This is a genomic window from Sinorhizobium sp. M4_45, from assembly GCF_002885915.1.
Taxonomy (GTDB): domain Bacteria; phylum Pseudomonadota; class Alphaproteobacteria; order Rhizobiales; family Rhizobiaceae; genus Sinorhizobium; species Sinorhizobium meliloti_A.
Map to the genome: position 1 here is coordinate 33,042 of NZ_NWVE01000009.1, position 25,371 is coordinate 58,412.

A 25,371-nucleotide genomic window follows, 5' to 3' on the forward strand; every position below is an offset into this window, starting at 1 on the left:
CGTGAATTGGGAACTTGTGGGTTAATAGAAAATCGTCAGGCGCCTGTGCTGCCGCGGAGGGCGGCGATGTTTCGCGCTTTTCCTTCTTCACGGCTTCGAAGTGATGCCGAGGGCGCGCTCACGCGGCGGCCGGAAGGTGACGCAGGCCTTAGATCGTTGTTTTGCGCCGGAAAGTCAAGCTGCATCTTTTCGCAGGTGCGAAAGCATGCCGTCTCGTCGCGCCGGCAGGCGAAACGTCGCCCCCGGCGAAAGGGCATGGACCACACGCCGGCATCCGCGGCGACAGCCGGCAAAGAAGCAGCACGTCACCTATGTTCCCCTTGCAGAAGAAGGGCCTGAGCGTACAATCTAGCCGCTTGACCTCGCCGATTGTCGGCTGCTGACGGGCTGGTGATGCGAGCGGGCCGCGCGACACGGCATGCGCAGATATTCGGCGGCAAGGAACCTGACGCGGCCTCAGCCGTTCTGTCCGTGAACCTCGCCAACCTATCTGCCATCTACACGGGGAGACAATAGTGCGGAACCGGATCTGGATTTTGACAGCCGATGGAAACACGGCGCGCATCGTGAAGGACGTCAACCTGCTGAAGGATGGCAGGCAGCAGCCGGAGGAGGAGACATTTCAAATCGAGACCAAGCGTCGCCAGGACATCATGGCCGACAAACCCGGACGCAGCCATTCGTCCGTCGGTCACGGCCGTTCGGCAATGGAATATAGCAGCGACCCCGTACGCGAGGAGCAACATCGCTTCGCCGTGGAAATCGCCGGGAAGCTCGACCACTATGCCCACGACCAGGCCTTCGAAAATCTCGTGATCTGCGCGGCACCAAGGACGCTCGGCGACCTGAGGAAGCTGCTCTCTCACCAGGTCAAGGAAAAGACCCTTGCCGAGATCGACCGCAATTGCGTCGCCGTTCCGACCGATCAGTTGATCGCGACGGTCAAGTCCGTAGTCTTCCCCGGATAAGCACGTCCGGATTCGGGCAAATCAGGCTTTGTCACCGCGCAGCATCTCCCGCTTGCCGGCAAAGCCGGGACGACGTTCGACGGTGAAACCCGCCGCCGCCAGGTTGCGGCGGACGAAGCCGGCTGCGGCATAGGTCGCGAAGCTGCCGCCTGAGACGGTCCTGTCGAATACCAGCCGCATGAGTTCTTCCGACCACATGTCCGGATTGCGAGAGGGTGCGAAACCGTCGAGATACCAGGCGTCGAAGTCCGGAGGGGAGGCTGACACGCCGTCGAACGCCGTGCCGATCACCACGGTAAGCCGAACCTCTTCGCTGAATGCGATGTCGATCTGGCCGGCCGGGTTCGTGGGCCAATTGGCAACGAGCGCCTGCCGCTCTTCGTCGATTTCCGGCCAATGCGCCAGCGCCCGGCCGATCTCCACCGCTTGCATGGGAAAGCGCTCGAAGGAAACGAAATGGAGGCTCCTGGCCGCGGCCGGCGATTGTTTCCAGCGGCGCCAGGTTTCGCAGAAATTGAGCCCCGTGCCGAAGCCGAGTTCGCCGATCGTGAACGGGCCGCCCGCCTGCCAGCGTTCCGGCAGCCGGTTGCCGGCAAGAAAGACGTGGCCGCATTCGAGCCGTCCGTCGGTGCGGCAATAAAAGTGATCGCCAAATTCCTTCGAATAGGGCATATCGCCCTCGTGCCATTCGAGGTTTTGCCGCGAGGGTGAAGGGCTCTGGCCGGGATCGGTTCCTGTCATGGTGAACCCGATAATTCTCCGGCCCGGGAAGGTCAATCGATGTGCGAAGTTTTGATCGTGGGCGGCGGCGTCATGGGGCTCTGGGCCGCCGTGATGGCCGCCCGCGCCGGGTTCGCGACGCGGCTCCTCGAGCGCAGGCTGATCGGTTCCGGCGCGAGTGGCGGTCTCCTCGGCGCGCTCATGCCGCATATGCCCGACCGGTGGAACGAGAAGAAGCAGTTCCAGTTCGATGCCCTGGTGTCGCTCGAAGGCGAGATTGCCGAGCTTGAAACAGCCACGGGCCTCTCGGCAGGCTATCGTCGCTGCGGCCGTGTCATGCCCCTCGGTAAGCCGCATCTGCGGGAGATCGCCCTTGGTCGCGAGCAGGATGCGGCGCAGAATTGGCATACTCCGGCACGCCCGTTCCATTGGCAAGTCCGCGATGCCGATGCAGTCGGTTGGCCGGCCGCCGATGCGGCGCCCTTCGGTGTCGTCAATGACACGCTGGCCGCCCGGTTGGCGCCGCGCAGCCTGCTTGCGATGCTGCGGGCTGCCTTGGACCAGTTTCCGCATGTCCGATGCGAGGAAGGGGCGGAAGTCGTCTCGCTCGACCCGGCGCTCGGCCGGCTTGCGCTAGCCGACGGGCGCGATTTGGCCTTTGAGCGCCTGATCCTCGCCGCGGGCGTCGAAAGCTTCTCCTTCATCGACGGTTTGACCCAGCCGCGGCTGGCGCCGAGCGGCGGTGCGGTCAAAGGACAGGCGGCGCTGTTGCGCGCCGACATCGATCCGGCCCTGCCCATCATCTTTGCCGACGGTCTCTATGTCGTCCCGCATGAAAGCGGCCACGTGGCGGTCGGCAGCACCAGCGAGAACCGATTCGAGGAACCCTTTTCCACCGATGGCCAGCTCGATGCACTGCTTGCCCGCGCAACGGCTCTTGCGCCCGCATTGCGCGGCGCTCCGGTGGTCGAGCGCTGGGCGGGCCTGCGCCCCAGATCTACGGGGCGCGAACCCATGGTCGGCCGTCACCCCGATCACGAAAGGGTCTTCGTGTTGACGGGCGGCTTCAAGGTGAGCTTCGGATTGGCGCATGCTCTGGCGCGATCCGTGGTCGACGAGATTGCCGGCCGTCCAGCCGTCGCGCTTCCGGATACGTTCCATTGTGCGCACCATATCGCGGCATTGCGATAGGCGAGGCAGGCTTCACGACCCCGTTACGGCCGGCCAAATTCGTCAATCTGTCACGCAAATCACTTAACACGCCGCCATTGGACCTCGAACGGGATGCGGGCCATTCCGCCTTCACGGACTTCCGGAGCTTGCGCCATGCGCTATGCGATCTGTTTCACCCCGCCGATGGGAGACCCGCTTTCTGCGGCGGCTGCCAGCTGGCTCGGCCGCAGCGTCTATTCCGGGGAGGCCGTGGAACTGCCGTCGATTGCCGGCCTCGCCGTTTCGGAGATGGCCTTCTACACGGCCGTTCCACGCCGCTTCGGCTTTCATGCGATGATCATGGCGCCCTTCCGCCTGAAGCCGGATATGGACGAAGCGCAATTGCTCAAGGCGATGATGCTCTTCACGAGCGGGGAGACGCCGTTTCAAATCGAGCGGCTGGAGGTTGCACGCCTCAGCCAGTGCTGGGGGTTGATGCCGGAGGTGCCCAGCCAGTCGATGCATCTGCTCGCCGCCCGCGTCCTGCAGGCGCTGGACCGGTTCCGCGCTCCGCTGAGTGAAGACGATATCGAGCGGGCGGACCCGGACAGGCTCACGGCTCCGCAATTCACCAATCTGCATCGCTGGGGCGATCCCCATGTGATGGACGAATATCGTTTCCACATGCCGCTGACCGGCCCCCTGAACGCCGATGTGGGGCGGCGGGTTGAGGCCCCCTTGCGCGGATTGTTCGAACCGCTGCTGACCGAACCGCTCCTGATCGGCAGCCTCGCTCTGTTCATCGAGCACGAGCCCGGAGCGCCGATGCGCGTGCATTCGCAGCATCCGCTTGGAAAGATTTCCGCGCGCCCGCGCGCCAAGGCAGGACTGTCGATCGGGCAGCGCCCCGGCCCCGACACTCGGGCCACGCCGCCGGTCGCGCTGACCGCCTCGCTTCCCGGCGGGCGGTAACTTCGGAATCGCCATTTTTCCCATCTCGACAATCCGGTGCGGGATGCTACCGTTCCGGAAAAGTCGAAGGGTGAAATCATGTCCGAGAATTCCTATCCGCGCGACCTCGTCGGCTATGGACGCAGGCCGCCTGAGGTGCGTTGGCCGGGCGACGCCAATATCGCCGTGCAGTTCGTGCTGAACTATGAGGAGGGCGGCGAAAGCTGCATCCTCGACGGCGATCCGGCGTCCGAATGTCTGCTGTCGGAGATCGTCGGCGCTCAGCCATGGGCTGGACAGCGCAACCTCAATATGGAGTCGATCTACGAATACGGCGCCCGCGCGGGCTTCTGGCGGTTGTGGCGGATGTTCACGAGCCGGGGCGTGACGCTGACGGTTTATGGCGTGACGCTCGCCATGGCACGCAATCTGGAAGCCGTCGCCGCCATGAAGGAGGCCGGCTGGGAGATCGCCAGCCACGGCCTGCGCTGGCTCGAATACAAGGACGTTCCCGAAGACATCGAGCGCCAGCACATCCGCGAGGTCGTGCGGCTGCACACCGAACTGACCGGCGAGCGTCCGCTCGGCATCTATCAGGGCAAGCCCTCGGCAAACACGCTCAAGCTCGTACTGGAGGAGGGCGGCTTCCTCTATTCCTGCGATTCCTATGCCGACGAGCTTCCCTATTGGGTCCCCGGACTGACGCCGGGCAATCCGCATCTCATCATTCCCTATACGCTCGACGCCAACGACATGCGTTTCGCGACCAATCAGGGTTTCAACTCCGGCGACCAGTTCTTCACCTATCTCAAGGACACGTTCGACGTGCTCTATGCGGAGGGCAAGGAAGGCAGCCCGAAAATGATGAATATCGGCCTGCACTGCCGCCTGGTCGGGCGTCCCGGTCGCGCTGCGGCGCTCGCGCGGTTCATCGACTATGTGATGTCCCACGACAAGGTCTGGGTGCCGCGCCGCATCGACATCGCGCGCCACTGGTACGAACATCACAAACCCAACGGTACGCGCTGATGTCGGGGCGCGATGATTTCATCCAACGCTTCGGCGGCATCTTCGAGCACTCGCCCTGGGTGGCGGAACGCGCCTATGATCGTGCGGCTTCCTCCGGCTTGACCGCCGGCAATGTCCATTCGGCGCTCTGCAACGCATTCCGTGCGGCTTCCCCGGCCGAACGACTCCGGGTATTGCGGGCTCATCCCGATCTCGCAGGCAAGCTCGCGGTGGCCGGCGAGCTCACGGCCGATTCGAAAGCCGAGCAGGCGTCTGCCGGTCTCGACCGGCTCTCCGCCGAAGAGCATGCGCGCTTCACCGGGCTGAACACGACCTACACCAGGAAATTCGGCTTTCCTTTCATCATCGCGGTGAAGGGGCTGACCAAGGAAGACATCCTCGCCGCTTTCGAGAGGCGCATTGACAATTCCAAGGAAGAGGAATTTGAAACGGCCTGTGCCGAGGTGGAGCGGATCGCCCGCCTGCGGCTCCGATCCATGCTTCCGGGAGACGACAATGCCTGACACCATTCCTGATCTGTCCGACCGCGCGACGGGGATGACGCGTTCAGCGTCCGAGCCTTCGGGCGCCAGCGCACAGAGAGCCGGAACGGCAGGCTGATGTCGCATATGCTTTCGATCGAGCCTCTGACCAGGGAGGCTTTCGCGCCGTTCGGCAGCATCATCGAGGCCGACCCGGCCTCGATGCGCTTCATCAACGGCGGCAATACCGAGCGGTTTCACGCGCTCGCACGTGTCGATGCGGCGGGAGAGGGCGCCGGCGTCATCATCAACATCTTTCGCGGGCAGCCCCGGGCATTTCCCTATTCCGTGACGATGATGGAGCGCCACCCGCTCGGCAGCCAGAGCTTTTCGCCGCTTCGGGACCGGCCGTGGCTGGTTGTGGTCGCCGAGGATGAAGGCGACCGTCCCGGCCGGCCGAGGGTCTTCCTCGCGAATGGCAGCCAGGGCGTCAATTACGGCCGCAATGTCTGGCATCATCCGTTGATGTCAGTGGGCGCCGTCAGCGAGTTCATGGTCGTCGACCGCGAGGGGCCGGGCAACAACCTGGAAGAGTTCCATTACGACGAGGCTTTCGTCATTCCCGATCCATCCAAAGGGTGAACGCGATGAGCAAGTCAGGCCGTCTGACGACCCATGTTCTCGACACCGCGCTCGGCAGACCCGCCCACGGACTGAAGATCGATCTCTACCGGCTCGAAGGCGATGCGCGGCACCTGATCCGTACGGTCCATACCAATAGTGACGGCCGCGTCGACGAGCCGCTCATGACGGGGGGCGGGTTTGCGACCGGCACCTACGAACTGGTCTTCCATGCCGGCGACTATTTAAGGTCAACCGGCGTGACGCTTCCGCATCCCGCCTTTCTCGAGCTCGTTCCCCTGCGCTTCGGCATTGCAGATGCCGACAGCCATTACCACGTGCCGCTGCTGCTCTCGCCCTACGGCTATTCCACCTATCGCGGCAGTTGATAACGCGTCGGCGGATAAGCTCGCTGCCACCGAGCGGCTGATGTAGCTGGAGGTGGGCGCCGCTACGATGGGCGCCGTTTGCGCATTGGCTTGCGCTTCAATGGAGCGATGGCGCGAGGTTCGAGGGTCACGCCATCAACCGGCCCCGGGTGAAGAGGGCTCCGGCTTCGCCGGGGTCAAGGCAGGTGACATAGGCTTTCTGATGATATTGCCCAACTGCTGATCGTGCGGTTCCGCCCTAAGTCTTTGAAGCTACGCACTCCCGACGGACCGCACGCTTCCTGCACCTGCTACTCGGCGATGATGTCGCGGCCGACCTCCGCGATGCGGCGTTTGCCGCAGAGCGCCATGGTCGTATCCATCTCCTTGCGGATGATGTCGAGCGCGAGCGTGACGCCTTCCTTGCCGAGCGCGCCAAGGCCGTAGAGGAACGGGCGGCCGATATAGGTGCCTTTCGCACCGAGCGCGATCGCCTTCAAGACGTCCTGGCCGGAACGAATGCCGCCGTCGAGGTGTACCTCGATCTGGTCGCCGACGGCGTCGACGATGCGCGGCAACATGCTGATCGAGGAATGCGCGCCATCGAGCTGACGGCCGCCATGGTTAGAGACAATGATCGCGTCGGCGCCGGTCTTAGCCGCCATTTTCGCGTCTTCCGGATCGAGAATGCCCTTGAGGATCAGCGGACCGCCCCAGCGCTCCTTGATCCACTCGACGTCCTTCCAGGAAAGCTGCGGGTCGAACTGCTCGTTCGTCCAGGCCTGAAGCGAGGAGAGGTTGGTTACGCTCTTGGCGTGGCCGAGAATGTTGCGGAAGGTGCGGCGGTTGGTGCCGAGCATCTTCATGCACCAGCCGGGCCGCGTCGCCATCATCCAGAGGTGTTTCGGCGTCAGTCGCGGCGGCGCGGACAGGCCGTTGCGAAGGTCCTTATGGCGCTGGCCGAGGATCTGCAGGTCGAGCGTCAGGACCAGCGCGGAACACTTGGCGGCCTTGGCCCGGTCGATCAGATTGAGCACGAATTCGCGCTCGCGCATGACATAGAGCTGGAACCAGAACGGCTTCGTCGTCACCGAGGCGACGTCCTCGATCGAGCAGATGCTCATGGTCGACAGCGTAAACGGGACGCCGAAAGCCTCGGCCGCCTGGGCCGCCAGCATCTCGCCGTCGGCATGCTGCATGCCCGTCAGGCCGGTGGGGGCGAGCGCGACCGGCATCGAGACCTTCTGGCCGATCATCGTCGTTTCGAGCGACCGGTCGGACATGTCGACCAGCACCCGCTGACGCAGCTTGATCCCGGCGAAATCCTCCTCGTTGGCGCGGTAGGTTCCCTCCGTCCATGCGCCGCTGTCCGCATAATCGAAGAAAAGCTTCGGCACGCGCCGTCTGGCCAGGGCCTTGAGGTCCCGTATTTCGAGAATCTGCGTCATGGATCGGCCTCATCGAGTGAATGACAGGCGAGCCCTTATCATGATTTCGGAGGACTTGTAATAGACGCAGAAAACAAGAGGTCAAAAAATATTACCTCTTGTTTCAGGGCTGCTCAATCTGCGCCAAGGGTTGATTTGCAAGGTCTTCCGGCGACGTAGGTCTCGACCACGGCGCGGTCGTCGCCCATCGTCTGCAGCAGAAAGAGCTCGTCGGCCAGCGAATTGACCACTTCGGCCCTGAGCGCCATTGCGGGCGTCGCCGCCATGTCGAGCACCGTAAGGTCCGCATCGGATCCGGGCTCGAGCGTGCCGATGCGGTCGGCGAGAGACAGTGCCTCGGCATTGCCGCGGGTCATCATGTAGAAGCTGTCGAAGGGGTTCAGCCTTTCGCCCTGCAACTGCAGGATCTTGTAGGCCTCGTCGAGCGTCTTCAGCATCGAGTAGCTGGTGCCGCCGCCGATGTCCGAGGCGACGGAAACGCGCACCGGTTTTTGGCGGCGCTTCAGCGCCCGCAGCGGAAACAGGCCGGAACCGAGGAAAAGATTGGACGTCGGACAGAAGACGGCCACAGAGCCGGTCTCGCTCATCGCATCCGCCTCGCGTTCGGAGAGGTGGATGCAATGACCGAACAGGCTTTTCGGTCCCAGCAGACCATAGCGGGCGTAGACGTCGGTATAGTCGGTCGCCTCCGGATAGAGTTGCGAGGTATAGGCGATTTCGTCGCGGTTCTCCGAGAGATGCGTCTGCACATGCAGGTCGGGAAACTCGCCGACGAGCGACTTTGCGACCTCCATCTGCTCCGGCGTCGAGGTGATGGCGAAACGGGGGGTGATCGCCACATGGTTGCGGCCCTTGCCATGCCAGTCGGCGATGACGGCGCGGGTCTCGTCATAACTCATTTCCGGCGTGTCCAGCAGGCCCTGAGGCGCATTGCGGTCCATCATCACCTTGCCGGCAACCATGCACATGCCGCGCTTCAGGCTCTCGGCGAAGAAGGCGTCGGCGGAAGTCTTGTGCACCGAACAATAGGCCGTCGCCGTCGTCGTGCCGTGGCGGATCATCTCGTCGAAGAAATGGCGGGCGATCCGCTCCGCATGCGCCGTTTCGACGAAGCGGCATTCCTCGGGAAAGGTGTAGGTGTTCAGCCATTCGAGCAGATCGGCCGCGTAAGAAGCCATTACCTGCATCTGCGGAAAATGCAGATGCGTGTCTATGAGCCCCGGCACGATCAGATGCGGCCGGTGATCGAGCTCGGAGACATCCTCGGGCGCTGCCGCCTTGACCGCTGCATAGGCGCCGGATGCCATGATCACGCCGTTCTCGACGAGAAGGGCGCCGTCGCTTTCGTAAGCATAGGCAGCACTGTCTTCGATGCCTTGAGGTTCGCGATGGAAGCTCAGCAGGCGGCCGCGAATGAGGGTGGATGTCATCGTGTCTCCCCGACGGCGCTTTCGAACCAGGCCGTCACCAACCTGCGCTCTTCCACCGTCATGTCGCTTATGTTGCCGGGCGGCATGGCATGGCTGCGCCCCGCCTGGATATAGATTTCCCGCGCACGGGCAGCAATTTCGGCGTCGCTTTCGAGCATGACGCCGTTGGGAGCCCGAACGATTCCTTCATAGACCGGATCGGCCGCGTGGCACATGCTGCAGCGGGTCGAGATCGTTTCCCGGACTGCGGGGAAATGCGCATTTTCCGCAAAGCGCCGGAAGGCCGGTGCCGTCTCGGCTCGTTCTTCTCCCGTCAGTATTTTCGGCGCCGTCGAGAGCCACATGATCAGGATGAACAGGAGTGTGGTGACGAGCCAGGTCCAGCTAGGCTTGCCCTTGCGCGCATGCGTGGTGTTGAACCAATGACGGATCGTCACGCCCATGAGGAAGACGAGCGCCGCGATGATCCAGTTGAAGACTGTCGCGAAGGCGAGCGGATAGTGGTTCGAGAGCATGAAGAAGATGACGGGGAGCGTCAGGTAGTTGTTGTGCAGCGAGCGCTGCTTCGCCTGCGCCCCGAGCCGTGGATCCGGCGTGCGGCCGGCGATCAGGTCGGCGACCACGATCTTCTGGTTGGGGATGATGATCAGGAAGACGTTGGCCGACATGATGGTGGCGGTGAAGGCGCCGAGATGCAGGAAAGCCGCGCGGCCGGTGAAGACCTGGGTATAGCCCCAGGCCATGGCGACCAGGACCAGATAGAGCAGCGCCATCAGTCCCCAGGTGCTCTTCCCGATCGGCGATTTGCAGAGAAGGTCATAGAGGACCCAGCCGAGACCGAGCGAGGCGAGCGAGATCAGGATGGCGGTGGTGGCCGAAATGTCCAGGACATGCCGGTCTATGAGGAAGAGGTCGGCGCCCCCGTAATAGACGATGCAGAGCATGGCGAAGCCCGAGAGCCAGGTCGCGTAGGACTCCCACTTGAACCAGGTGAGGTGCTCCGGCATGGCGGCTGGCGCCACGAGATATTTCTGGATGTGGTAGAAGCCTCCGCCGTGGACCTGCCACTCCTCGCCATAGGCGCCCGGAGGCAGATGATCGCGTTTTACGAGACCGAGATCGAGCGCGATGAAATAGAAGGACGAGCCGATCCAGGCGATGGCGGTGACGACATGCAGCCAGCGGACGGCGAAGGCCAGCCATTCCCAGGCAATGGCGAATTCATACATTCGGGGTCCCTTTTCTCTCCGTTGACGCAGCTTGCGAGAAAAAGCCGAAACGGGAAAGGGGCGTTCTCGGCAATCCACTCTGCAGGTTCAGGCGCCGCAATCCTGATTGAACTCCGAAAGAATCCAGTCGCGAAAATTGCGGATCTTCGGGACATTGCGTCGGGCATGCGGATAGACCAGCCAATAGTCGTGGCCATCGCTGCCGCGCAAATCGAAGGGTTGATAAAGCCGACCGAGCGCGACGTCATCGGTATAGAATTGAGGAGTGAGGATCGCAACGCCTTGCCCGGCGATCGCGGCGCCTGCTTCGAAGGACTGGGCGCCGAGCCGTGTCGGAACCCGACCGTCGAGGTCCGCGTCGTGGACGCCGGCAGCGCGAAACCACTGCGGCCACCAGCGGTCTTGAGGGTCGATGATGCGCAGCTTCAGGAGGTCCCGCGGTTCATTCACGCCGCCGATCGTCGCGGCGAGCGCGGGACTGAGCATCGGCGTAAATTCCACTTTCATCAGCCGATGGCTGACGAGACCCGGCCAAACGCCCAACCCGGACCGGATTGCGACGTCCACTGCCTCCTTGCTGAAGTCGATCATCGCATCATTCGCCGACAGCCGAACGGCCATGTTCGGCTGGGCGAGCTGGAAGGTGCCGATATGGCGGGCGAGCCATTGCGAGGCGAAGGTCGCAGTCGAACTGATGAGCAGGGAGGACGCCGCGTCGCCGCGCGCGGAGGCGACCGCCTCCTGCATCAGTTCGAAGGCTTCCGTCACCTTCGGCGCCAGGCGTTGGCCGACTTCGGTCAGTGCGATCTGGCGGGGACGCCTCAGGAACAGCGGCTCGCCGACGCTCTCTTCGATGAGTTTGATCTGGTAGCTGACGGCCGTCTGGGTCATGCCGAGCTCGTTGCCGGCCTTGGTGAAGCTGCCGAGCCGGGCGGCGGCTTCGAAGACCCTCAGCGCATTCAGCGGGAACTGCTTCGACATCTTCATGGATAAGGTCTCTTGATGCATACAGACGGATGTTCGATTGGAATTCGAGCATCTTTCCCGGCATCCTGCAAGTAAACTTCACCGCTTGCAAAGGGTGCTCAGATGTCTTGCGATACATTGGAATATACTGAAAGAAAACCGCTCCTCTCGTTGAACGGAGCGATGCGGCTTGCCGCATCCGCCCTGCGGCGGGTGCGAGGGCGCAGCGCGCGGCTCGATCTGGAATCGACATCCGATTACATGAAGAGAGATTTGGGCTTCATGGATGGTCGCGAACCGCGGCCCGACGATGAAATCCTGCGATAGGGGGAATATCCTCGAGGTGGTTCAGGTCCCTCTAAGCCGCTCCACCGCCATCAGGACACGCTCGGGCGTTGCCGGCGTATCGAGCCGGGGGCACTCGCGATAGTCGGCGACGCTGGCGACGGCCATCGACAGGGCCTCGACCACCGAGATCGGCAGCATGAGGGGCGGCTCTCCCACGGCCTTCGACCTGCCGATCGTCTTTTCCGCGTTTTCCGACCATTCGGCGAGGCGCACGTTGAAGATCTTCGGCCGATCCGAGGCAAGGGGTATCTTGTAGGTCGAGGGCGCATGCGTCCTCAGCCGTCCCTTCTCGTCCCACCAGAGCTCTTCCGTCGTGAGCCAGCCCATCCCCTGGACGAAGCCGCCCTCGATCTGGCCGAGATCGATCGCCGGATTGAGTGAACGGCCCACGTCATGCAGCACGTCGACGCGATCGACCATGTATTCGCCTGTCAGCGTATCGATTGAGACCTCGGAAACGGCCGCGCCATAGGCAAAGTAGTAGAAGGGTGTGCCGCGGCCGGCGGCCCTGTCCCAGTGGATGCCAGGCGTCGCATAGAAGCCGGCGGCGGAGAGCTGGACACGTGCACCGTAGGCCTCTTGCACGAACTGTGCAAACGGCACGAGCTCGTCACCGATCCTGACATGATTGGCGATGAAGGTGACGTTTTCGGCCGTCGTCTGCCATCGCTCGGCCGCAAAGGCGACGAGCCGCTCCTTGATCTGACGCGCAGCGTCGAAGGCAGCCATGCCGTTGAGGTCGGAGCCGGAGGAGGCGGCGGTCGCAGACGTATTCGGCACCTTGCCGGTCGTCGTCGCGGTTATCTTCACCCGGTCGATGTCTATCTGGAAACTGTCTGCAAGGACCTGCGCCACTTTCGTATAGACGCCCTGACCCATTTCGGTGCCGCCGTGGTTGAGGTGGACCGAACCGTCCGTGTAGATGTGGACGAGGGCGCCGGCCTGATTCAGATGGGTGAGGGTGAAGGAGATGCCGAATTTCACCGGCGTCAACGCAATCCCCTTGCGGATCACGCGGCTCGATCTGTTGAATTCGATGATCGCCGCCCGGCGCGCCTGATAGTCGGCGCTCGCTTCCAGCTCATCGACGATCCGGCCGATGATGTTGTCTTCGATCTTCTGGTGATAGGGCGTGACGTTGCGGCCGGAATGCGCGTCGCCATAGAAGTTCAGCTTGCGGATTTCGAGCGGGTCCTTCCCGAGGGCGTAAGCGATCTCCTCGATTATCCGCTCGCCGCCGAGCATGCCCTGCGGCCCGCCGAAGCCGCGAAAGGCAGTGTTGGAGACCGTATTGGTCTTAAGTGGTTGCGAGGTGAGCTTCACATGCGGATAGAAGTAGGCGTTGTCCGCATGGAAAAGGGCGCGGTCGGTGACCGGGCCGGAGAGATCGGCGGAGAAGCCGCATCGCGCGGCATAATTCGCCTGGACCGCCTGGATGCGTCCCACCTCATCGAAGCCGACATCGTAATCGACCAGGAAGTCATGCCGCTTGCCGGTGGCGGTCATGTCGTCGTCCCGGTCCGGGCGGAACTTGACGGCGCGGCGAAGCTTGCGCGCGGCGACGGCGGCGAGTGCCGCAAACTGATTGCCCTGCGTCTCCTTGCCGCCGAAGCCGCCGCCCATGCGGCGGACATTCACCGTAACGGCGTTGGATGGAACGCCAAGCACTTGCGCGACCATACGCTGGACTTCGCTCGGATGCTGCGTCGACACCCAGACTGTCATTTCGTCATCCTCGCCGGGAATAGCGAGCGCGATATGGCCTTCCAGATAGAAGTGCTCCTGGCCACCGATTCGCATGTGCCCCTGGATGCGGCGGGGCGCGCGCTCCAGCTCGCCTTCGGCGTCGCCGCGCTCGAGTGTCAGCGGGGGGGTCACCAGCTCGCCGCCGGTTGCCACCGCATCGATGACATCGATCGCCGGCAGGAAGTCACGATAGGTGATCATGGCGAGCCGCGCGGCGCGGCGGGCGATGTCGCGCGTTTCGGCGATGACCGCGAAGGCCGGCTGGCCATGAAACTCCACCCGCCCGTCGGCTAGCACCGGCTCGTCGTGCAGATGGGTGGGGCTGATGTCGTTGGAATGCGGCATGTCCCCGGCGGTGATCACGCAAACGACGCCGGGCACTGCGGCGACGTCGGAGAGGTCCATCTCCAGGATTTCCGCATGCGCCCGGTCCGTGAGGCCGAGCGCGCCATGCAGCGTGCCGGCGGGTTCCGGCATGTCGTCGATATAATCGGCGGTGCCCGCCACATGCTTGTGGGCGCTGTCGTGACGGAGCGGTGCGTGCATCGGGCCGGTGATGGTGCTGACTTCGAGGGTGGACTTATCCATGCCGCGAGCTCCCATGCATGGAGAGGCCTCTCATCCGGCCAGCCGGCCGCCTTCTCGCCGTTTCGACGGGAAGAAGGGACGTTGCCGCGCCGCCCTCGTCTCTCCCCGCCTGCGGGGAGAGAATTAGGGTGAGGGGCCATTCCCACCAACCGGTGAGGGGCAATCTCGACTCGCCAATATCGCGACAGGCGCTCATGCCACCTCCTCGAACCGCTGAAGCTGCACCGTTTCCCCCATACTCTCGAGAAAGAAGCGCATCAGCAGGTTCTTCGCCGCCAGCATGCGATAGGCGCCGGTGGCGCGCCAGTCGGTGATCGGCTGGTAATCGGTCTCGAAGGCGGCTTGCGCCTTGCGGATCGTCTCCTCGTTCCATGGCTGACCGACAAGGGCGGCTTCGACGGTCTTCGCCCGCTTCGGCGTTGCCGCCATGCCACCGAAGGCTATTCTTGCGGCTTTCACCCGGTCGCCGTCGAACGAGATGCGGAAGGCGCCGAGCAGGGCGGAAATATCTTCGTCGCGGCGCTTCGAGATCTTGTAGGCGGCAAAACGCTCGTCCGCGGGCAGAGCCGGGACGAAGAGGCTCTCGACGAATTCTCCGGGCCTGCGATCCTGCTTGCCATAGGCGATGAAGAAATCCTCGAGCGGAAGCGTGCGCCGACCGTCCTTCGAGCGCAGGGTAACCGTCGCGCCGAGAACGATCAGGGGCGGCGGGCTGTCGCCGATCGGCGAGCCGTTGGCGATATTGCCGCCGATCGTGCCCATGTTGCGCACCTGGTCGCCGCCGATGCGGTCGAGCAGCCGGCCGAAGGACGGATAGGCTGAGGAAAGGGCCTCGTGCGCCGCCGTATAGCTTACGCCTGCACCGATCGTCAGCCCTGCTTTCGAGCGTTCGATCCGCTGCAGTTCGGCGATGCCGTTGATGAAGACCACCGGATTGAGCGTGCGCATCTGCTTCGTCACCCAGAGCCCGACATCGGTGCAACCGGCGACGATCGTCGCGCTGGGATGATCCGAGAGAACGACTGCAAGATCCGCAGCATCCACGGGCACGATCAGACAGTCCGCGCCGCTGCGGACGACGATCCTCTCCGTTTGCCCCAGCGCCTGGAGGCGCGCCGTAACCGCTTCCCGCGTTCGGGTGATCGGGTCGAAGAGAGCGGCCGGGCGCTCCGCCGCCGCGGCTTCCGCCGCGCGCACGATCGGTTCGTAGCCGGTACAGCGACAGAGATTGCCCTGCAGCGCCTTTTCTATCGCCCCGCGGCTTGGTTTTTCAGTGGTAAGCCAGAGCCCGTAAAGCGACATCACGATCCCCGGAGTGCAGAAGCCGCATTGGGAGCCGTGAAAATCCACCAGTGCCTGCTGCACCGGATGAAGCGCGCCGTCTGCGGCGGCCAGGTGCTCGACCGTCACCACATGCGTGGCATTCAGCGATCCTGTGAAGCGGATGCAGGCGTTGACGCTTTCATAGACGAGGTTTTCGGCTCCGCTGCCGTCGCTCGAAAGCCGGCCGATGAGCACCGTACAGGCGCCGCAATCGCCCTCCGCGCAGCCTTCCTTGGTGCCGGTGAGGCGCCGCTCCAGCCTCAGAAAATCGAGCAGCGTCGCTGTCGGCGCCACGTCGGAAAGGACGATCTCGGTGTCGTTCAGGATGAAGCGGATGCTGTCGGATGCCTGTGCCATGCCACTTCCTTGTCCCTCAGCCGTCGATTACTGCGCCGTCCAGCCGCCATCCATCGAGACATGCGTGCCGGTGATCTGGGCGGCATCGTCGCTTGCAAGATAAAGCGCCAGGGAGGCAACCTGTTCGACGGTGATGAACTTTTTCGTCGGCTGTCCCTTGAGCATCACCTCGTTGATCACCTGCTCCTCGGTGATGCCGCGCGTTCTCGCCTGATCCGGTATCTGCTTTTCGACGAGCGGCGTCAGAACGTAGCCGGGGCAGATCGAGTTCACACTGATGCCGTTCTCCGCCACCTCCAGCGCCACGGTCTTCGTCAACCCCATGATACCATGCTTGGCGGCGACATAGGCGGACTTGAAGGGGGAGGCCACGAGGCCGTGTGCGGACGCGATATTGATGATCCGGCCCCAGCCTTTTCTCTTCATCGGCGGAATGGCGGCGCGAATAGTGTGAAAGGAGGAGGAGAGGTTGACGGCGATGATCCGGTCCCATTGCTCGACCGGAAAATCCTCGATCTTTTCGACGAACTGCACGCCGGCATTGTTGACGAGGATATCGGCGCCGCCGAAGCGATCGGCAACCGTCGCCATCATGTCGGCAATTTCGGAGGGCTTGGTCATGTCGGCCGGGTGATGAAGCACCGTACCGGAGCTCAGGCCTGCGACTTCGTCCGTGACGGTCCTGATCTCGTCCGGTGCACCGAAGCCGTTCAGGACGATATTGGCGCCGGTCTTTGCCAGGGTCCGGGCGATCGCCAATCCGATGCCGCTCGTGGAACCCGTTATCACCGCAGTTCTGGTCATTCCCGCTCTCTCCGTCCTGATGCCGCACAGGTTATTGCGACGCAACAGCATCAGCCTACGCGCAAATGCGCGGCAGTGACAATTGTGTTTTTCCGCCCGGCGAAGCAGAGTCCCTGTCCGCGGGAGCACTTGGCAAAAGTTGCGTTTTGTTTTCGTTTGACATTCGTTTTTCTATCGTATTGAAGTCGTTCGAATGTCGCCCTCGAGAAAGGGCGAGGGGGCGGTATAAGGAAAGCGTATGCAGGCTTCCGCTCGCATTCCGGTCGGCCTTTTCAATCGCGTGCCGAGGAGGGGCATATGGGCGGATTTATTCTCGCGATCGATCAGGGCACGACGTCGACGCGCTCGATCGTTTTCGACGGCAACCAGAAAATCGCAGGCGTCGGGCAGAAAGAGTTCAAGCAGCACTTTCCGAAATCGGGCTGGGTGGAGCACGACCCGGAGGAGATCTGGCAGACGGTCGTCAGCACGGTCAAGGAGGCGATCGAGAAGGCCGGCATCACCGCCAACGATATTGCCGCGATCGGCATCACCAATCAGCGGGAGACTGTGGTCGTCTGGGATCGCGAGACCGGCAAGCCGATACACAATGCCATCGTGTGGCAGGACCGCCGTACTGCCGCCTTCTGCGACAAGCTCAAGAAGAAGGGACTGGAAAAGACCTTCGTCAAGAAGACCGGCCTGCTGCTCGATCCCTATTTTTCGGGAACGAAGCTCAACTGGCTGCTTTCCAATGTGAAGGGCGCGCAGGCGCGTGCCGCCAGGGGCGAACTCTGCTTCGGCACCATCGACACCTTTCTGATCTGGCGGCTGACGGGCGGCAAGTGCTTCTGCACCGACGCGACGAATGCCTCGCGTACCCTCTTATACAATATCGCCGAGAATGCCTGGGACGAGGAGCTCACCGACATTCTGCGCGTGCCGAAGGAGATGCTGCCCGAAGTGAAGGACTGCGCGGCCGACTTCGGCGTCACGGAGCCCTCCCTCTTCGGCGCCGCGATCCCGATCCTCGGCGTTGCCGGCGACCAGCAGGCGGCAACGATCGGTCAGGCCTGTTTCAAGCCGGGCATGCTGAAATCGACCTATGGTACGGGCTGCTTCGCCTTGCTCAACACCGGCAAGGACATGGTCCGCTCGAAGAACCGTCTCCTGACCACCATTGCCTACCGCCTCGACGGCGAAACGACCTACGCGCTCGAAGGCTCGATCTTCGTGGCCGGTGCTGCGGTACAGTGGCTGCGCGACGGGCTCAAGGTGATCAAGGCGGCCCCCGATACGGGCTCGCTTGCCGAAAGCGCCGATCCCTCGCAGGAGGTCTATCTCGTGCCGGCCTTCACCGGCCTCGGAGCGCCCCATTGGGATCCGGATGCGCGGGGCGCGATCTTCGGCATGACGCGCAATACCGGGCCGGCAGAGTTCGCGCGGGCGGCACTGGAGGCGGTCTGCTACCAGACCCGCGACCTGCTGGAGGCCATGCACAAGGATTGGCGCCGCAACGGCAATGATACGGTCCTGCGCGTCGATGGCGGCATGGTCGCCTCCGACTGGACGATGCAGCGCCTTTCGGATCTGCTCGACGCTCCGGTCGACCGCCCGGTGATTCTCGAAACAACGGCGCTTGGCGTCGCCTGGCTTGCGGGCAGCCGCGCCGGCGTCTGGCCGAACCAGGAGGCGTTCGCCAAGTCCTGGGCCCGCGACCGCCGTTTCGAACCGGATATGGACGAGGCCACGCGCAAGGTGAAGCTCAAGGGCTGGCGCAGCGCGGTCAAGCGGACGCTGATTGCGGCTTGAGATAGGCCGCTGTCTGTCTACGATGCGAAGGCGGCACCCCTCCTCTGCCCGGCAGGGTAGGGGTAGGATATCGATCACAATTCAACGCATCGCTATCAGGGTATTGCTTCCGGTGCTCCGTGGTAAGCTGGGTAAAGTTTCGAACGAACGCCCTTGACTCATTCATAGCTCGTTGGCTATAGATAAATCCATAGCCAACCGGGTATATATCCCAGATGTCCGACACGCACGACATGCTCTTCAGAACGCTTGCCGATCCCACTCGGCGGGCTCTCTTCGAGCGGCTGTGCCGCGAAGGGGAGAGGACGGTCGGGGCTCTGACGGCTCGCGCGGGTGTCTCGCAGCCGGTCGTCTCCAAACATCTCGGCGTCCTGAAGCAGGCTGGATTGGTGCGCGACCGCCACGAAGGCCGCCACACCTATTATAGCGCGCAACTCGGTGCGCTTGCTCCGCTGGTCGACTGGACGCGTGAGATGGCCGGGTTCTGGCAGAGCCGCTTCGACGATCTCGAAGACCTATTGAAAAGGATGGACCAATGAACGAAACGTCGAGCGAAACACGTTCCGTCGTCGTCGAGCGGGAGATCGCTCATCCGCCGGAGAAGATCTGGCGCGCGCTCACCCAACCACACCTGATGGAGGAGTGGCTGATGAAGAACGACTTCAGTCCTGTCGTCGGGCACCGTTTCAACCTGCGCGGCGAGTGGGGTGGCGTGCTGGACTGCGAGGTCCTCGTCGTGGAACCGAACAAAAGACTGAGCTACGCCTGGAATTTCGCCCATGAGGATCCGGCCTACGACTTGAAGAGCGTGGTGACCTTCACCCTCGTCCCGACAAGCACGGGAACCCAGCTGCGCATGGAGCAGGTTGGATTCCGGCCGGATCAGCGGCAGGCCTATGGCGGCGCCAGGGCCGGATGGCAGCAGTTCTTCGAAAATCTGGAGCGCGTTCTCGCGGGTATGAACTGAAACCCGACGTCGGGCCGGTGCGGGCTCGCTCGCTTCATGTCAATGGGAGATCTTCAATGGAATGGAACGCCTGGATTCGTCAGATCCACCGGTGGTTGTCCATCGTCTTCACGGTAACCGTCATCGCCAACTTCGCGGCCATGGGATTGGGAGAACCTCCTGCATGGGTGGTCTATTCCCCGCTGCTGCCGCTCTTCCTGCTGCTTTTCACCGGCCTCTATATGTTCGTGTTACCCTATGCCGCGAGGAGGCGCAGCGGCCGGCCCGCGGCGCAATGAGGTGAAGACGATGGTCGGCAAGACGCCCGGGAAGAGCAGGAATGTTGCGAAGAAGGCCGCCGCCGAGCCGGTCTCTGGACGGCCGACCCTGCTCTCGGGCGGCAACCCCCAGATCGCGAAGGGCTATGGCGATGCTCCGGTGCAGGCCTACATCGCGGCGATGCCGGGCTGGAAGAGCGATGTCGGGCGGCGCCTCGATGCTCTGATTGTTGAGGCCGTTCCCGGCGTGCACAAGGCGGTGAAGTGGAACTCGCCTTTCTACGGTGTCGAGGACAATGCCTGGTTTCTCAGCTTCCACTGCTTCACCAAATACATCAAGGTGACGTTCTTCCGCGGCGCTGCGCTCGATCCTGTCCCGCCCGGCAAGTCCAAATATCCGGAAGTACGCTACCTCGATGTTTACGAGGGGCAACTCGACGAAGCTCAATTCTCCGCCTGGGTAAGGCAAGCCAGCCGATTGCCCGGCGAACGTATGTAAGCCACAACCATCAGGAAAGTGCAGACCATGGAGAACAGGACGAGCGGTTCGAACGAAGCGACTCCCTCCAAACTGATAGATGCTAAAATCGATGCTCTTGACGATTGGCGCGGCGAGACGCTCGCCAGGATCCGGAAACTCATCCAGCAGGCCGACCCGGATGTGATCGAGGAAGTAAAGTGGAGAGGGGTCCCCGTGTGGGAACACGCCGGGATAATCTGCACCGGCGAAGTCTACAAGGCGGTCGTGAAGACGACCTTTGCCAAAGGTGCCTCGCTGGAAGACCCTTCGGGCCTTTTCAACTCCAGCCTGGAAGGCAATACGCGGCGCGCGATCGATTTCCGTGAGGGCGAGAAGATCGATGAAGAGGCGTTCATCGCGCTCGTTCGTGCCGCGGTGGCGCTGAACACATCAGCACGCACAGGCGCCCGTTCGCAGAAGAAGCCGAAGAGCGCCTGACCCCAGCGGACATCAGCGGGAAACAGTGCGTTTCCCAAAGGCGCATTTGCGACCTGGTCCTGCGCCGATTATCTCTAGCCTCACGCTAGATCCAATAAGTTGAGGCGCGGAATGCGGGCGGGGAGCCTCACACACTTTTCCTCATCGCGCGCAGACCTCGCAGGAAGCCAGTCATGGAACTCGGACTCTATACATTCGCCGACGTCGATCCGAACGCAGCCGACAAGGGAGCCGAGGGGCGCCGGCGTCTGGCCGATCTCCTGGAGGAGATCGAGCTTGCCGATCAGGTGGGTCTCGACGTTTTCGGCCTCGGCGAACATCACCGGCCCGACTATGCGGCGTCGGCACCGGCGGTGATCCTCGCGGCGGCCGCCGCACGCACCAGCCGCATCCGGCTGACGAGCGCGGTCACGGTGTTGAGCTCCGACGATCCCGTCCGCGTCTTCCAGCAATTCGCCACCCTCGACCTCCTGTCGAACGGACGCGCCGAGATCATGGCCGGACGTGGCTCCTTCATCGAATCATTCCCGCTCTTCGGCCAGTCGCTGGACGATTACGACCAGCTTTTCGCCGAAAAGCTCGATCTCCTTTTGGCGCTGCGCGATCGTGAAAGGGTCACCTGGTCGGGTGCGCTGAGATCTCCGATCAATGATCGGGGCGTTTATCCGCGCCCGCTGCAGGACCCGCTGCCGCTCTGGATTGCGGTCGGCGGAACGCCGCAGTCGGTTGCGCGTGCCGGTGCGCTCGGCGTGCCGATGGCGCTTGCCATCATCGGCGGCGAACCGGCACGGTTTGCGCCGCTCTTCCAGCTCTACCGCGAAGCTGCGCGCCGTTCGGGGCAGGATCCGTCGAAGCTGAAGACGAGCATCAACGTCCACGGCTTCATCGCCGATAGCACGCAAGAAGCTGCAGATCAGTTCTATGGGCCGCAGGCCGAGGTAATGAACCGCATCGGACGCGAACGCGGCTGGGGGCCGACCAGCCGCGCCCACTTCGATCAGGCGATCAGCCCGACGGGCAATCTCTTCCTCGGCGATCCGGAAACCGTTGCCAGGAAGATCGTTGCGCATCGGAAGCTCTTCGGAAACGACCGCTTCCTGCTGCAGATGGCGATCGGTCCGATGCCGCATGACCGGATCCTGCACGGCATCGAACTTTACGGCACCAAGGTCGCGCCTCTGGTACGCGAGATGCTGGCGGAGGAGCGCGCTTCCTAAGCCGGCCGCTTCCGTCGGCACTGGCATATGCGGCGTCGTAGCGCTAAATGTGGCCGCGAAAGCGAGACATCCATGACCCTCAACAACGACGAAGACCTCGAGAGGCTGAAGGAAATCGGCCGGATTTGCGCCAATGCGCTACAGGCGATGGGCGAGGCGCTGGAACCCGGCATTACCACGGCCGAGCTCGACGCGATCGGCCGCAAGGTGCTGGAGGAGGCAGGCGCCCGTTCGGCACCCGAGCTTTGCTATGATTTCCCCGGCGCGACCTGCATCAGCGTCAACGAGGAGATCGCCCACGGCATACCGGGCCTCCGGGTGATCCAGCCGGGCGATCTCGTCAATATCGACGTTTCCGCCGAAAAGGGCGGGCTCTTCGCCGATACGGGGGCGTCCTTTCCCGTGCCGCCGGTCAAGACCGAGATCGACCGGCTCTGCCGCGACGGCAAGCGGGCGATGTGGGTGGGTTTGAAACAGGTCAAGCCAGGCCAGTCGCTTGCCGCGATCGGCAATTCGATCGGCGAGTTCGCGCGCAAGAACCGCTACTCCCTCGTCGCCAATCTGGCGAGCCACGGCATCGGCCGGTCGCTGCACGAGGAACCGAGCGAAATTGCAACCTGGCCGGACCCGTCCGAGCGGCGGCGGATGACCGAGGGCATGGTCTTCACGGTCGAACCCTTCCTGTCGATGGGCGCGCAATGGGCTGAAGGAGGCAACGACGACTGGACCCTCTACAGCGAACCGCGCGCACCGACTGTCCAATATGAGCACACGGTGGTCGTCACCCGCAGCGGGCCGCTGGTCGTGACGCTGCCGGGTTAGGGGGACTTAGGACAGGTGTGCGACGGAAGGCTCTCCCCCTCTGCCCGGCAGGGCAGAGGGGGGTATCACACCCGCTCCCGCTTTTCTCAGCGCAGATCATTCGATTCCATCAATGAACCGTTCAATTATAATGATTTGCCGCTCTCTTGCTGCGATGCAATAAGGGGGCATGAGCACTCTCCAGAGACGGCACGACCGCGAACCGGCGCCCAGGCACTCGACAGAGCCGAGCGGCTTCGAGTCCGCCGGCAGCGGCTCGAGCGGAAGTCTCGCAGCGACCGCGATCGCCGGTGCGGTCGCCATGGCGGTGGCCATGGGCTTCGGCCGGTTCTCCTATACGCCCATCCTGCCGGCGATGATGATCGACACCGGCCTTTCTCCTGCTGATGCAGGCCTGGTCGCCTCGGCGAATTTCATCGGATATCTCGCAGGCGCGGTGCTTGCCGGCTATGGCTGGGCGCAGGGCCGCGAGCGCGGGGTCGGCCTCGCGGCTCTCGTCGCGACGACCGTGCTGCTTGCCGCCATGGGACTTACGTCCTCGGTGCTTGCCTATTCCATCATCCGCTTTCTTGCGGGTCTGGCGAGCGCCTTTGCGATGATCTTCATCTCGGGGATAGTGCTGGGGCAGGGGCTCGCTGCCAGATCCGAGCACGTGCCTTCGGTGCATTTCGGCGGCGTCGGTTTCGGCATCGCGCTTTCCTCCGTCGTGGTCTGGATCGCGCCGCTCGCAGGCATCGCGGCCCTTTCGAAATCGCAGGCCGACTGGTTCGCTGGCGGTCTGGTCGCGCTGGCGGGTACGGTTCTGGTGGCCGCGATGCTGCCGTCGAGCCGTCACGCCGCCATCGGCGGTCCACCGGAGGCGCGGCTCGTCCGATCTCGGCCGCTCATGACGATGACGCTGACCTACGGCCTTTTCGGGTTCGGCTACGTGATCACTGCCACGTTCCTCGTCGCCATGGCCCGCGACGCGAGCGGCGACCACAGCATCGAGTTTCTTTCCTGGCTGATCACCGGAGTCAGCGCCGCCCTGTCGGTTTATCTCTGGCGCTTCGCCGTGCCGCGTCTCGGATTGGCCGGGGTCTATGCGGCCGGATTGCTGGTCGAGGCGGCAGGCCTCATTCTGACGGTTTCGTTGCCTTCCCCCTTTGCGCCGCTCGTCGGCGGGCTGATGCTGGGCGCCACCTTCATGATGGTCACGGCCTATGGACTGCAGATCGGACGACAACTCGCCCCCGAAAGTCCGCGCCGGGCCCTCGCCTTCATGACCGCTGCCTTCGGGGTCGGCCAGATCGTCGGGCCGCTGGTCGCCGGCTGGCTCGCCGAGCGCACCGGAAGCTACGCTTTGCCGACCCTGGTCGCCGCCGTCGTTCTCATGATCTGCGGGATCGTCGTCCTCGCCGAATTGCGCCGGATAAGTGAAGCTCTTGCACGATGACGGGTCCTCACTGATCCGGGCAGGCCGCGTCGGCAGCCACATGAAATAACAGTAACATTCGCATTCCGTAATTGTTGCGCAATGTGATTTGCCCTAGTTTCGGCGCATCAGGAGGCAAGTCCTTGACCTCCCCGAAACGAGAGTGCCGTCCCTTGTTCCAATCCTTCTTTCCCAAGCCGAAGCTGTTTTTCATATCTTCCGCCGTCTGGAGCCTGCTCGCCGTCCTTGCCTGGTATGCCGGGGGGCGGGACATTGGCGCCTACGTGGGCTTGCCGCCGCTTCCTCCAGGACAGGAACCCGTCATCGGCGTTTCCGTTTTCTGGTCGACCCCCTTTCTCTGGTTTTACATCTATTATGCGGTGGTCTCAGGATTGTTCGCCGCGTTCTGGTTCGCCTACAGCCCGCATCGGTGGCAGTATTGGTCGGTACTCGGCACGGCGCTGATCATTTTCAATACCTATTTTTCGGTTCAGGTCAGCGTCGCGATCAACGCGTGGTACGGCCCGTTCTATGATTTGATCCAGCAGGCGCTGGCGCGTACGGCGCCGGTCACCGCAGGGCAGCTCTATTCGGGAATGGTCGGATTTTCGGGCATTGCCTTCGTGGCGGTGACGGTCGGTGTGCTCAACCTCTTTTTCGTCAGCCATTACATCTTTCGCTGGCGTACGGCGATGAACGAATTTTATGTCGCGCATTGGCCCAGACTGCGCCACGTCGAAGGCGCATCGCAGCGTGTGCAAGAGGACACAATGCGCTTCTCCAGCACAGTCGAGAGGCTGGGTGTCGGTCTTGTCAGTTCTATCATGACGCTGATCGCCTTTCTCCCGGTTCTCTTCAAGTTTTCCGAACAGGTGAACGTCTTGCCCATTGTCGGCGAGATACCGCACGCCCTTGTCTGGGCGGCCGTATTCTGGTCGGTCTTTGGTACGGTGTTCCTGGCCGCAGTCGGCATCAAGCTTCCGGGACTGGAATTTCGCAATCAGCGCGTCGAAGCCGCATACCGGAAGGAACTGGTCTATGGCGAGGACCATGAAGACCGCGCCGATCCGATAACGCTCGCGCAGCTCTTCGACAACGTCAGGCGCAACTATTTTCGCCTGTATTTCCATTACATGTACTTCAATATTGCCCGCATTTTCTACCTGCAGGCCGACAATCTCTTCGGCACTTTCGTGCTGGTCCCGGCAATCGTGGCGGGAAAGCTCACACTCGGCGTCATGAACCAGGTGCTGAATGTGTTCGGGCAGGTGCGGGAGTCATTCCAGTATCTCGTCAATTCCTGGACGACCATCGTCGAGCTGCTGTCGATCTACAAACGCCTCAAAGCCTTCGAGGCGGTGCTGGTCGACGAGCCGCTGCCGGAGATCGACCGGCAGTTCATCGACGCTGGCGGTCAGGAAGAGCTGGCTCTGTAA

25 protein-coding genes are annotated in these 25,371 nt (G+C 63.0%); 17 read left to right on the plus strand and 8 right to left on the minus strand.

Annotation, left to right across the window (positions count from 1 at the left end; genetic code table 11):
- Nucleotides 1–515 precede the first annotated feature (515 nt).
- Nucleotides 516–968, plus strand: a complete 453-nt coding sequence (locus tag CN933_RS22815; protein WP_102762475.1) for a host attachment protein — start codon at nucleotides 516–518, stop codon at nucleotides 966–968.
- A 21-nt stretch (nucleotides 969–989) separates the two neighbouring features.
- On the opposite strand, the gene mnmC2 is transcribed toward CN933_RS22815, so the two are convergent.
- Nucleotides 990–1,709: a tRNA (5-methylaminomethyl-2-thiouridine)(34)-methyltransferase MnmC2 gene (gene mnmC2, locus CN933_RS22820; RefSeq protein ID WP_102762476.1), complete on the minus strand. Its 720-nt coding sequence runs from the start codon at nucleotides 1,707–1,709 to the stop codon at nucleotides 990–992.
- Nucleotides 1,710–1,748: 39 nt separating this feature from the next.
- Between mnmC2 and CN933_RS22825 the strand changes: the two genes are divergently transcribed.
- The 6 genes from CN933_RS22825 to uraH all read left to right on the plus strand — a co-directional run bounded on the left by CN933_RS22825 (nucleotide 1,749) and on the right by uraH (nucleotide 6,291).
- Nucleotides 1,749–2,879 carry an NAD(P)/FAD-dependent oxidoreductase gene (locus CN933_RS22825; RefSeq protein ID WP_102762477.1) on the plus strand — a complete coding sequence of 377 codons (1,131 nt, stop codon included), beginning with the start codon at nucleotides 1,749–1,751 and terminating at the stop codon, nucleotides 2,877–2,879.
- Nucleotides 2,880–3,014: 135 nt separating this feature from the next.
- Nucleotides 3,015–3,812 carry a DUF1045 domain-containing protein gene (locus CN933_RS22830; protein WP_102762478.1) on the plus strand — a complete coding sequence of 266 codons (798 nt, stop codon included), beginning with the start codon at nucleotides 3,015–3,017 and terminating at the stop codon, nucleotides 3,810–3,812.
- Between the two features lie 78 nt (nucleotides 3,813–3,890).
- On the plus strand, nucleotides 3,891–4,820 hold the full coding sequence (gene puuE / locus CN933_RS22835; RefSeq protein ID WP_102762479.1) for an allantoinase PuuE: 930 nt from the start codon (nucleotides 3,891–3,893) through the stop codon (nucleotides 4,818–4,820).
- Nucleotides 4,820–5,323 carry a 2-oxo-4-hydroxy-4-carboxy-5-ureidoimidazoline decarboxylase gene (gene uraD / locus CN933_RS22840; RefSeq protein ID WP_102762480.1) on the plus strand — a complete coding sequence of 168 codons (504 nt, stop codon included), beginning with the start codon at nucleotides 4,820–4,822 and terminating at the stop codon, nucleotides 5,321–5,323. The genes puuE and uraD overlap by 1 nt, the downstream gene beginning before the upstream one ends.
- A gap of 96 nt (nucleotides 5,324–5,419) precedes the next feature.
- Nucleotides 5,420–5,923, plus strand: a complete 504-nt coding sequence (locus CN933_RS22845) for an ureidoglycolate lyase (RefSeq protein ID WP_102762481.1) — start codon at nucleotides 5,420–5,422, stop codon at nucleotides 5,921–5,923.
- Nucleotides 5,924–5,928: 5 nt separating this feature from the next.
- On the plus strand, nucleotides 5,929–6,291 hold the full coding sequence (gene uraH, locus CN933_RS22850) for a hydroxyisourate hydrolase (RefSeq protein WP_102762482.1): 363 nt from the start codon (nucleotides 5,929–5,931) through the stop codon (nucleotides 6,289–6,291).
- A 290-nt stretch (nucleotides 6,292–6,581) separates the two neighbouring features.
- On the opposite strand, the gene CN933_RS22855 is transcribed toward uraH, so the two are convergent.
- From CN933_RS22855 to CN933_RS22890, 7 genes are all read right to left on the minus strand, one after another.
- On the minus strand, nucleotides 6,582–7,718 hold the full coding sequence (locus CN933_RS22855) for an alpha-hydroxy acid oxidase (RefSeq protein WP_102762483.1): 1,137 nt from the start codon (nucleotides 7,716–7,718) through the stop codon (nucleotides 6,582–6,584).
- Nucleotides 7,719–7,831: 113 nt separating this feature from the next.
- On the minus strand, nucleotides 7,832–9,148 hold the full coding sequence (guaD, locus tag CN933_RS22860; protein WP_102762484.1) for a guanine deaminase: 1,317 nt from the start codon (nucleotides 9,146–9,148) through the stop codon (nucleotides 7,832–7,834).
- Nucleotides 9,145–10,377 (minus strand): urate hydroxylase PuuD, encoded by a 1,233-nt coding sequence (locus CN933_RS22865; protein WP_102762485.1) that lies wholly within the window; start codon nucleotides 10,375–10,377, stop codon nucleotides 9,145–9,147. The genes guaD and CN933_RS22865 overlap by 4 nt, the downstream gene beginning before the upstream one ends.
- An 87-nt stretch (nucleotides 10,378–10,464) precedes the next feature.
- Nucleotides 10,465–11,364, minus strand: coding sequence for a LysR substrate-binding domain-containing protein (locus CN933_RS22870; protein WP_164866828.1), 900 nt, complete (start codon nucleotides 11,362–11,364; stop codon nucleotides 10,465–10,467).
- Between the two features lie 327 nt (nucleotides 11,365–11,691).
- On the minus strand, nucleotides 11,692–14,025 hold the full coding sequence (xdhB, locus tag CN933_RS22880) for a xanthine dehydrogenase molybdopterin binding subunit (protein WP_102762487.1): 2,334 nt from the start codon (nucleotides 14,023–14,025) through the stop codon (nucleotides 11,692–11,694).
- Nucleotides 14,026–14,217: 192 nt separating this feature from the next.
- Nucleotides 14,218–15,705, minus strand: a complete 1,488-nt coding sequence (xdhA, locus tag CN933_RS22885; RefSeq protein WP_102762488.1) for a xanthine dehydrogenase small subunit — start codon at nucleotides 15,703–15,705, stop codon at nucleotides 14,218–14,220.
- 27 nt (nucleotides 15,706–15,732) lie between these two features.
- Nucleotides 15,733–16,509, minus strand: a complete 777-nt coding sequence (locus CN933_RS22890) for a 3-hydroxybutyrate dehydrogenase (protein WP_018098332.1) — start codon at nucleotides 16,507–16,509, stop codon at nucleotides 15,733–15,735.
- A gap of 297 nt (nucleotides 16,510–16,806) precedes the next feature.
- On the opposite strand from CN933_RS22890, the gene glpK reads away from it, so the two are divergent.
- From glpK to bacA, 10 genes are all read left to right on the plus strand, one after another.
- Complete coding sequence (gene glpK, locus CN933_RS22895) at nucleotides 16,807–18,300, plus strand: glycerol kinase GlpK (RefSeq protein WP_102762489.1); 1,494 nt, start codon at nucleotides 16,807–16,809, stop codon at nucleotides 18,298–18,300.
- A gap of 215 nt (nucleotides 18,301–18,515) precedes the next feature.
- Nucleotides 18,516–18,839 carry an ArsR/SmtB family transcription factor gene (locus tag CN933_RS22900; protein ID WP_102762490.1) on the plus strand — a complete coding sequence of 108 codons (324 nt, stop codon included), beginning with the start codon at nucleotides 18,516–18,518 and terminating at the stop codon, nucleotides 18,837–18,839.
- Complete coding sequence (locus CN933_RS22905) at nucleotides 18,836–19,267, plus strand: SRPBCC family protein (protein WP_018098334.1); 432 nt, start codon at nucleotides 18,836–18,838, stop codon at nucleotides 19,265–19,267. The genes CN933_RS22900 and CN933_RS22905 overlap by 4 nt, the downstream gene beginning before the upstream one ends.
- Before the next feature lie 56 nt (nucleotides 19,268–19,323).
- On the plus strand, nucleotides 19,324–19,545 hold the full coding sequence (locus CN933_RS22910; protein ID WP_100670110.1) for a hypothetical protein: 222 nt from the start codon (nucleotides 19,324–19,326) through the stop codon (nucleotides 19,543–19,545).
- Between the two features lie 10 nt (nucleotides 19,546–19,555).
- Complete coding sequence (locus CN933_RS22915) at nucleotides 19,556–20,023, plus strand: DUF1801 domain-containing protein (protein WP_102762622.1); 468 nt, start codon at nucleotides 19,556–19,558, stop codon at nucleotides 20,021–20,023.
- A gap of 27 nt (nucleotides 20,024–20,050) precedes the next feature.
- A complete protein-coding gene (locus tag CN933_RS22920) occupies nucleotides 20,051–20,482 on the plus strand; it encodes a DUF1801 domain-containing protein (protein WP_018098337.1) in 432 nt (143 codons plus the stop codon).
- 173 nt (nucleotides 20,483–20,655) lie between these two features.
- Nucleotides 20,656–21,699, plus strand: a complete 1,044-nt coding sequence (locus CN933_RS22925) for an LLM class flavin-dependent oxidoreductase (RefSeq protein ID WP_102762491.1) — start codon at nucleotides 20,656–20,658, stop codon at nucleotides 21,697–21,699.
- A 72-nt stretch (nucleotides 21,700–21,771) separates the two neighbouring features.
- Nucleotides 21,772–22,521 (plus strand): type I methionyl aminopeptidase, encoded by a 750-nt coding sequence (map, locus tag CN933_RS22930; protein WP_102762492.1) that lies wholly within the window; start codon nucleotides 21,772–21,774, stop codon nucleotides 22,519–22,521.
- A gap of 169 nt (nucleotides 22,522–22,690) precedes the next feature.
- Nucleotides 22,691–23,956: an MFS transporter gene (locus CN933_RS22940; RefSeq protein WP_180980787.1), complete on the plus strand. Its 1,266-nt coding sequence runs from the start codon at nucleotides 22,691–22,693 to the stop codon at nucleotides 23,954–23,956.
- Nucleotides 23,957–24,108: 152 nt separating this feature from the next.
- Nucleotides 24,109–25,371 (plus strand): bacteroid development protein BacA, encoded by a 1,263-nt coding sequence (gene bacA, locus CN933_RS22945; RefSeq protein ID WP_033047727.1) that lies wholly within the window; start codon nucleotides 24,109–24,111, stop codon nucleotides 25,369–25,371.

Coding starts and splice junctions, on each gene's coding strand:
- mnmC2 (WP_102762476.1), bottom strand. CDS start 1,709: ATGACAGGAACCGATCCCGGCCAGAGCCCTTCACCCTCGCGGCAAAAC.
- CN933_RS22825 (WP_102762477.1), top strand. CDS start 1,749: ATGTGCGAAGTTTTGATCGTGGGCGGCGGCGTCATGGGGCTCTGGGCC.
- CN933_RS22830 (WP_102762478.1), top strand. CDS start 3,015: ATGCGCTATGCGATCTGTTTCACCCCGCCGATGGGAGACCCGCTTTCT.
- puuE (WP_102762479.1), top strand. CDS start 3,891: ATGTCCGAGAATTCCTATCCGCGCGACCTCGTCGGCTATGGACGCAGG.
- uraD (WP_102762480.1), top strand. CDS start 4,820: ATGTCGGGGCGCGATGATTTCATCCAACGCTTCGGCGGCATCTTCGAG.
- CN933_RS22845 (WP_102762481.1), top strand. CDS start 5,420: ATGTCGCATATGCTTTCGATCGAGCCTCTGACCAGGGAGGCTTTCGCG.
- uraH (WP_102762482.1), top strand. CDS start 5,929: ATGAGCAAGTCAGGCCGTCTGACGACCCATGTTCTCGACACCGCGCTC.
- CN933_RS22855 (WP_102762483.1), bottom strand. CDS start 7,718: ATGACGCAGATTCTCGAAATACGGGACCTCAAGGCCCTGGCCAGACGG.
- guaD (WP_102762484.1), bottom strand. CDS start 9,148: ATGACATCCACCCTCATTCGCGGCCGCCTGCTGAGCTTCCATCGCGAA.
- CN933_RS22865 (WP_102762485.1), bottom strand. CDS start 10,377: ATGTATGAATTCGCCATTGCCTGGGAATGGCTGGCCTTCGCCGTCCGC.
- CN933_RS22870 (WP_164866828.1), bottom strand. CDS start 11,364: ATGAAGATGTCGAAGCAGTTCCCGCTGAATGCGCTGAGGGTCTTCGAA.
- xdhB (WP_102762487.1), bottom strand. CDS start 14,025: ATGGATAAGTCCACCCTCGAAGTCAGCACCATCACCGGCCCGATGCAC.
- xdhA (WP_102762488.1), bottom strand. CDS start 15,705: ATGGCACAGGCATCCGACAGCATCCGCTTCATCCTGAACGACACCGAG.
- CN933_RS22890 (WP_018098332.1), bottom strand. CDS start 16,509: ATGACCAGAACTGCGGTGATAACGGGTTCCACGAGCGGCATCGGATTG.
- glpK (WP_102762489.1), top strand. CDS start 16,807: ATGGGCGGATTTATTCTCGCGATCGATCAGGGCACGACGTCGACGCGC.
- CN933_RS22900 (WP_102762490.1), top strand. CDS start 18,516: ATGTCCGACACGCACGACATGCTCTTCAGAACGCTTGCCGATCCCACT.
- CN933_RS22905 (WP_018098334.1), top strand. CDS start 18,836: ATGAACGAAACGTCGAGCGAAACACGTTCCGTCGTCGTCGAGCGGGAG.
- CN933_RS22910 (WP_100670110.1), top strand. CDS start 19,324: ATGGAATGGAACGCCTGGATTCGTCAGATCCACCGGTGGTTGTCCATC.
- CN933_RS22915 (WP_102762622.1), top strand. CDS start 19,556: ATGGTCGGCAAGACGCCCGGGAAGAGCAGGAATGTTGCGAAGAAGGCC.
- CN933_RS22920 (WP_018098337.1), top strand. CDS start 20,051: ATGGAGAACAGGACGAGCGGTTCGAACGAAGCGACTCCCTCCAAACTG.
- CN933_RS22925 (WP_102762491.1), top strand. CDS start 20,656: ATGGAACTCGGACTCTATACATTCGCCGACGTCGATCCGAACGCAGCC.
- map (WP_102762492.1), top strand. CDS start 21,772: ATGACCCTCAACAACGACGAAGACCTCGAGAGGCTGAAGGAAATCGGC.
- CN933_RS22940 (WP_180980787.1), top strand. CDS start 22,691: ATGAGCACTCTCCAGAGACGGCACGACCGCGAACCGGCGCCCAGGCAC.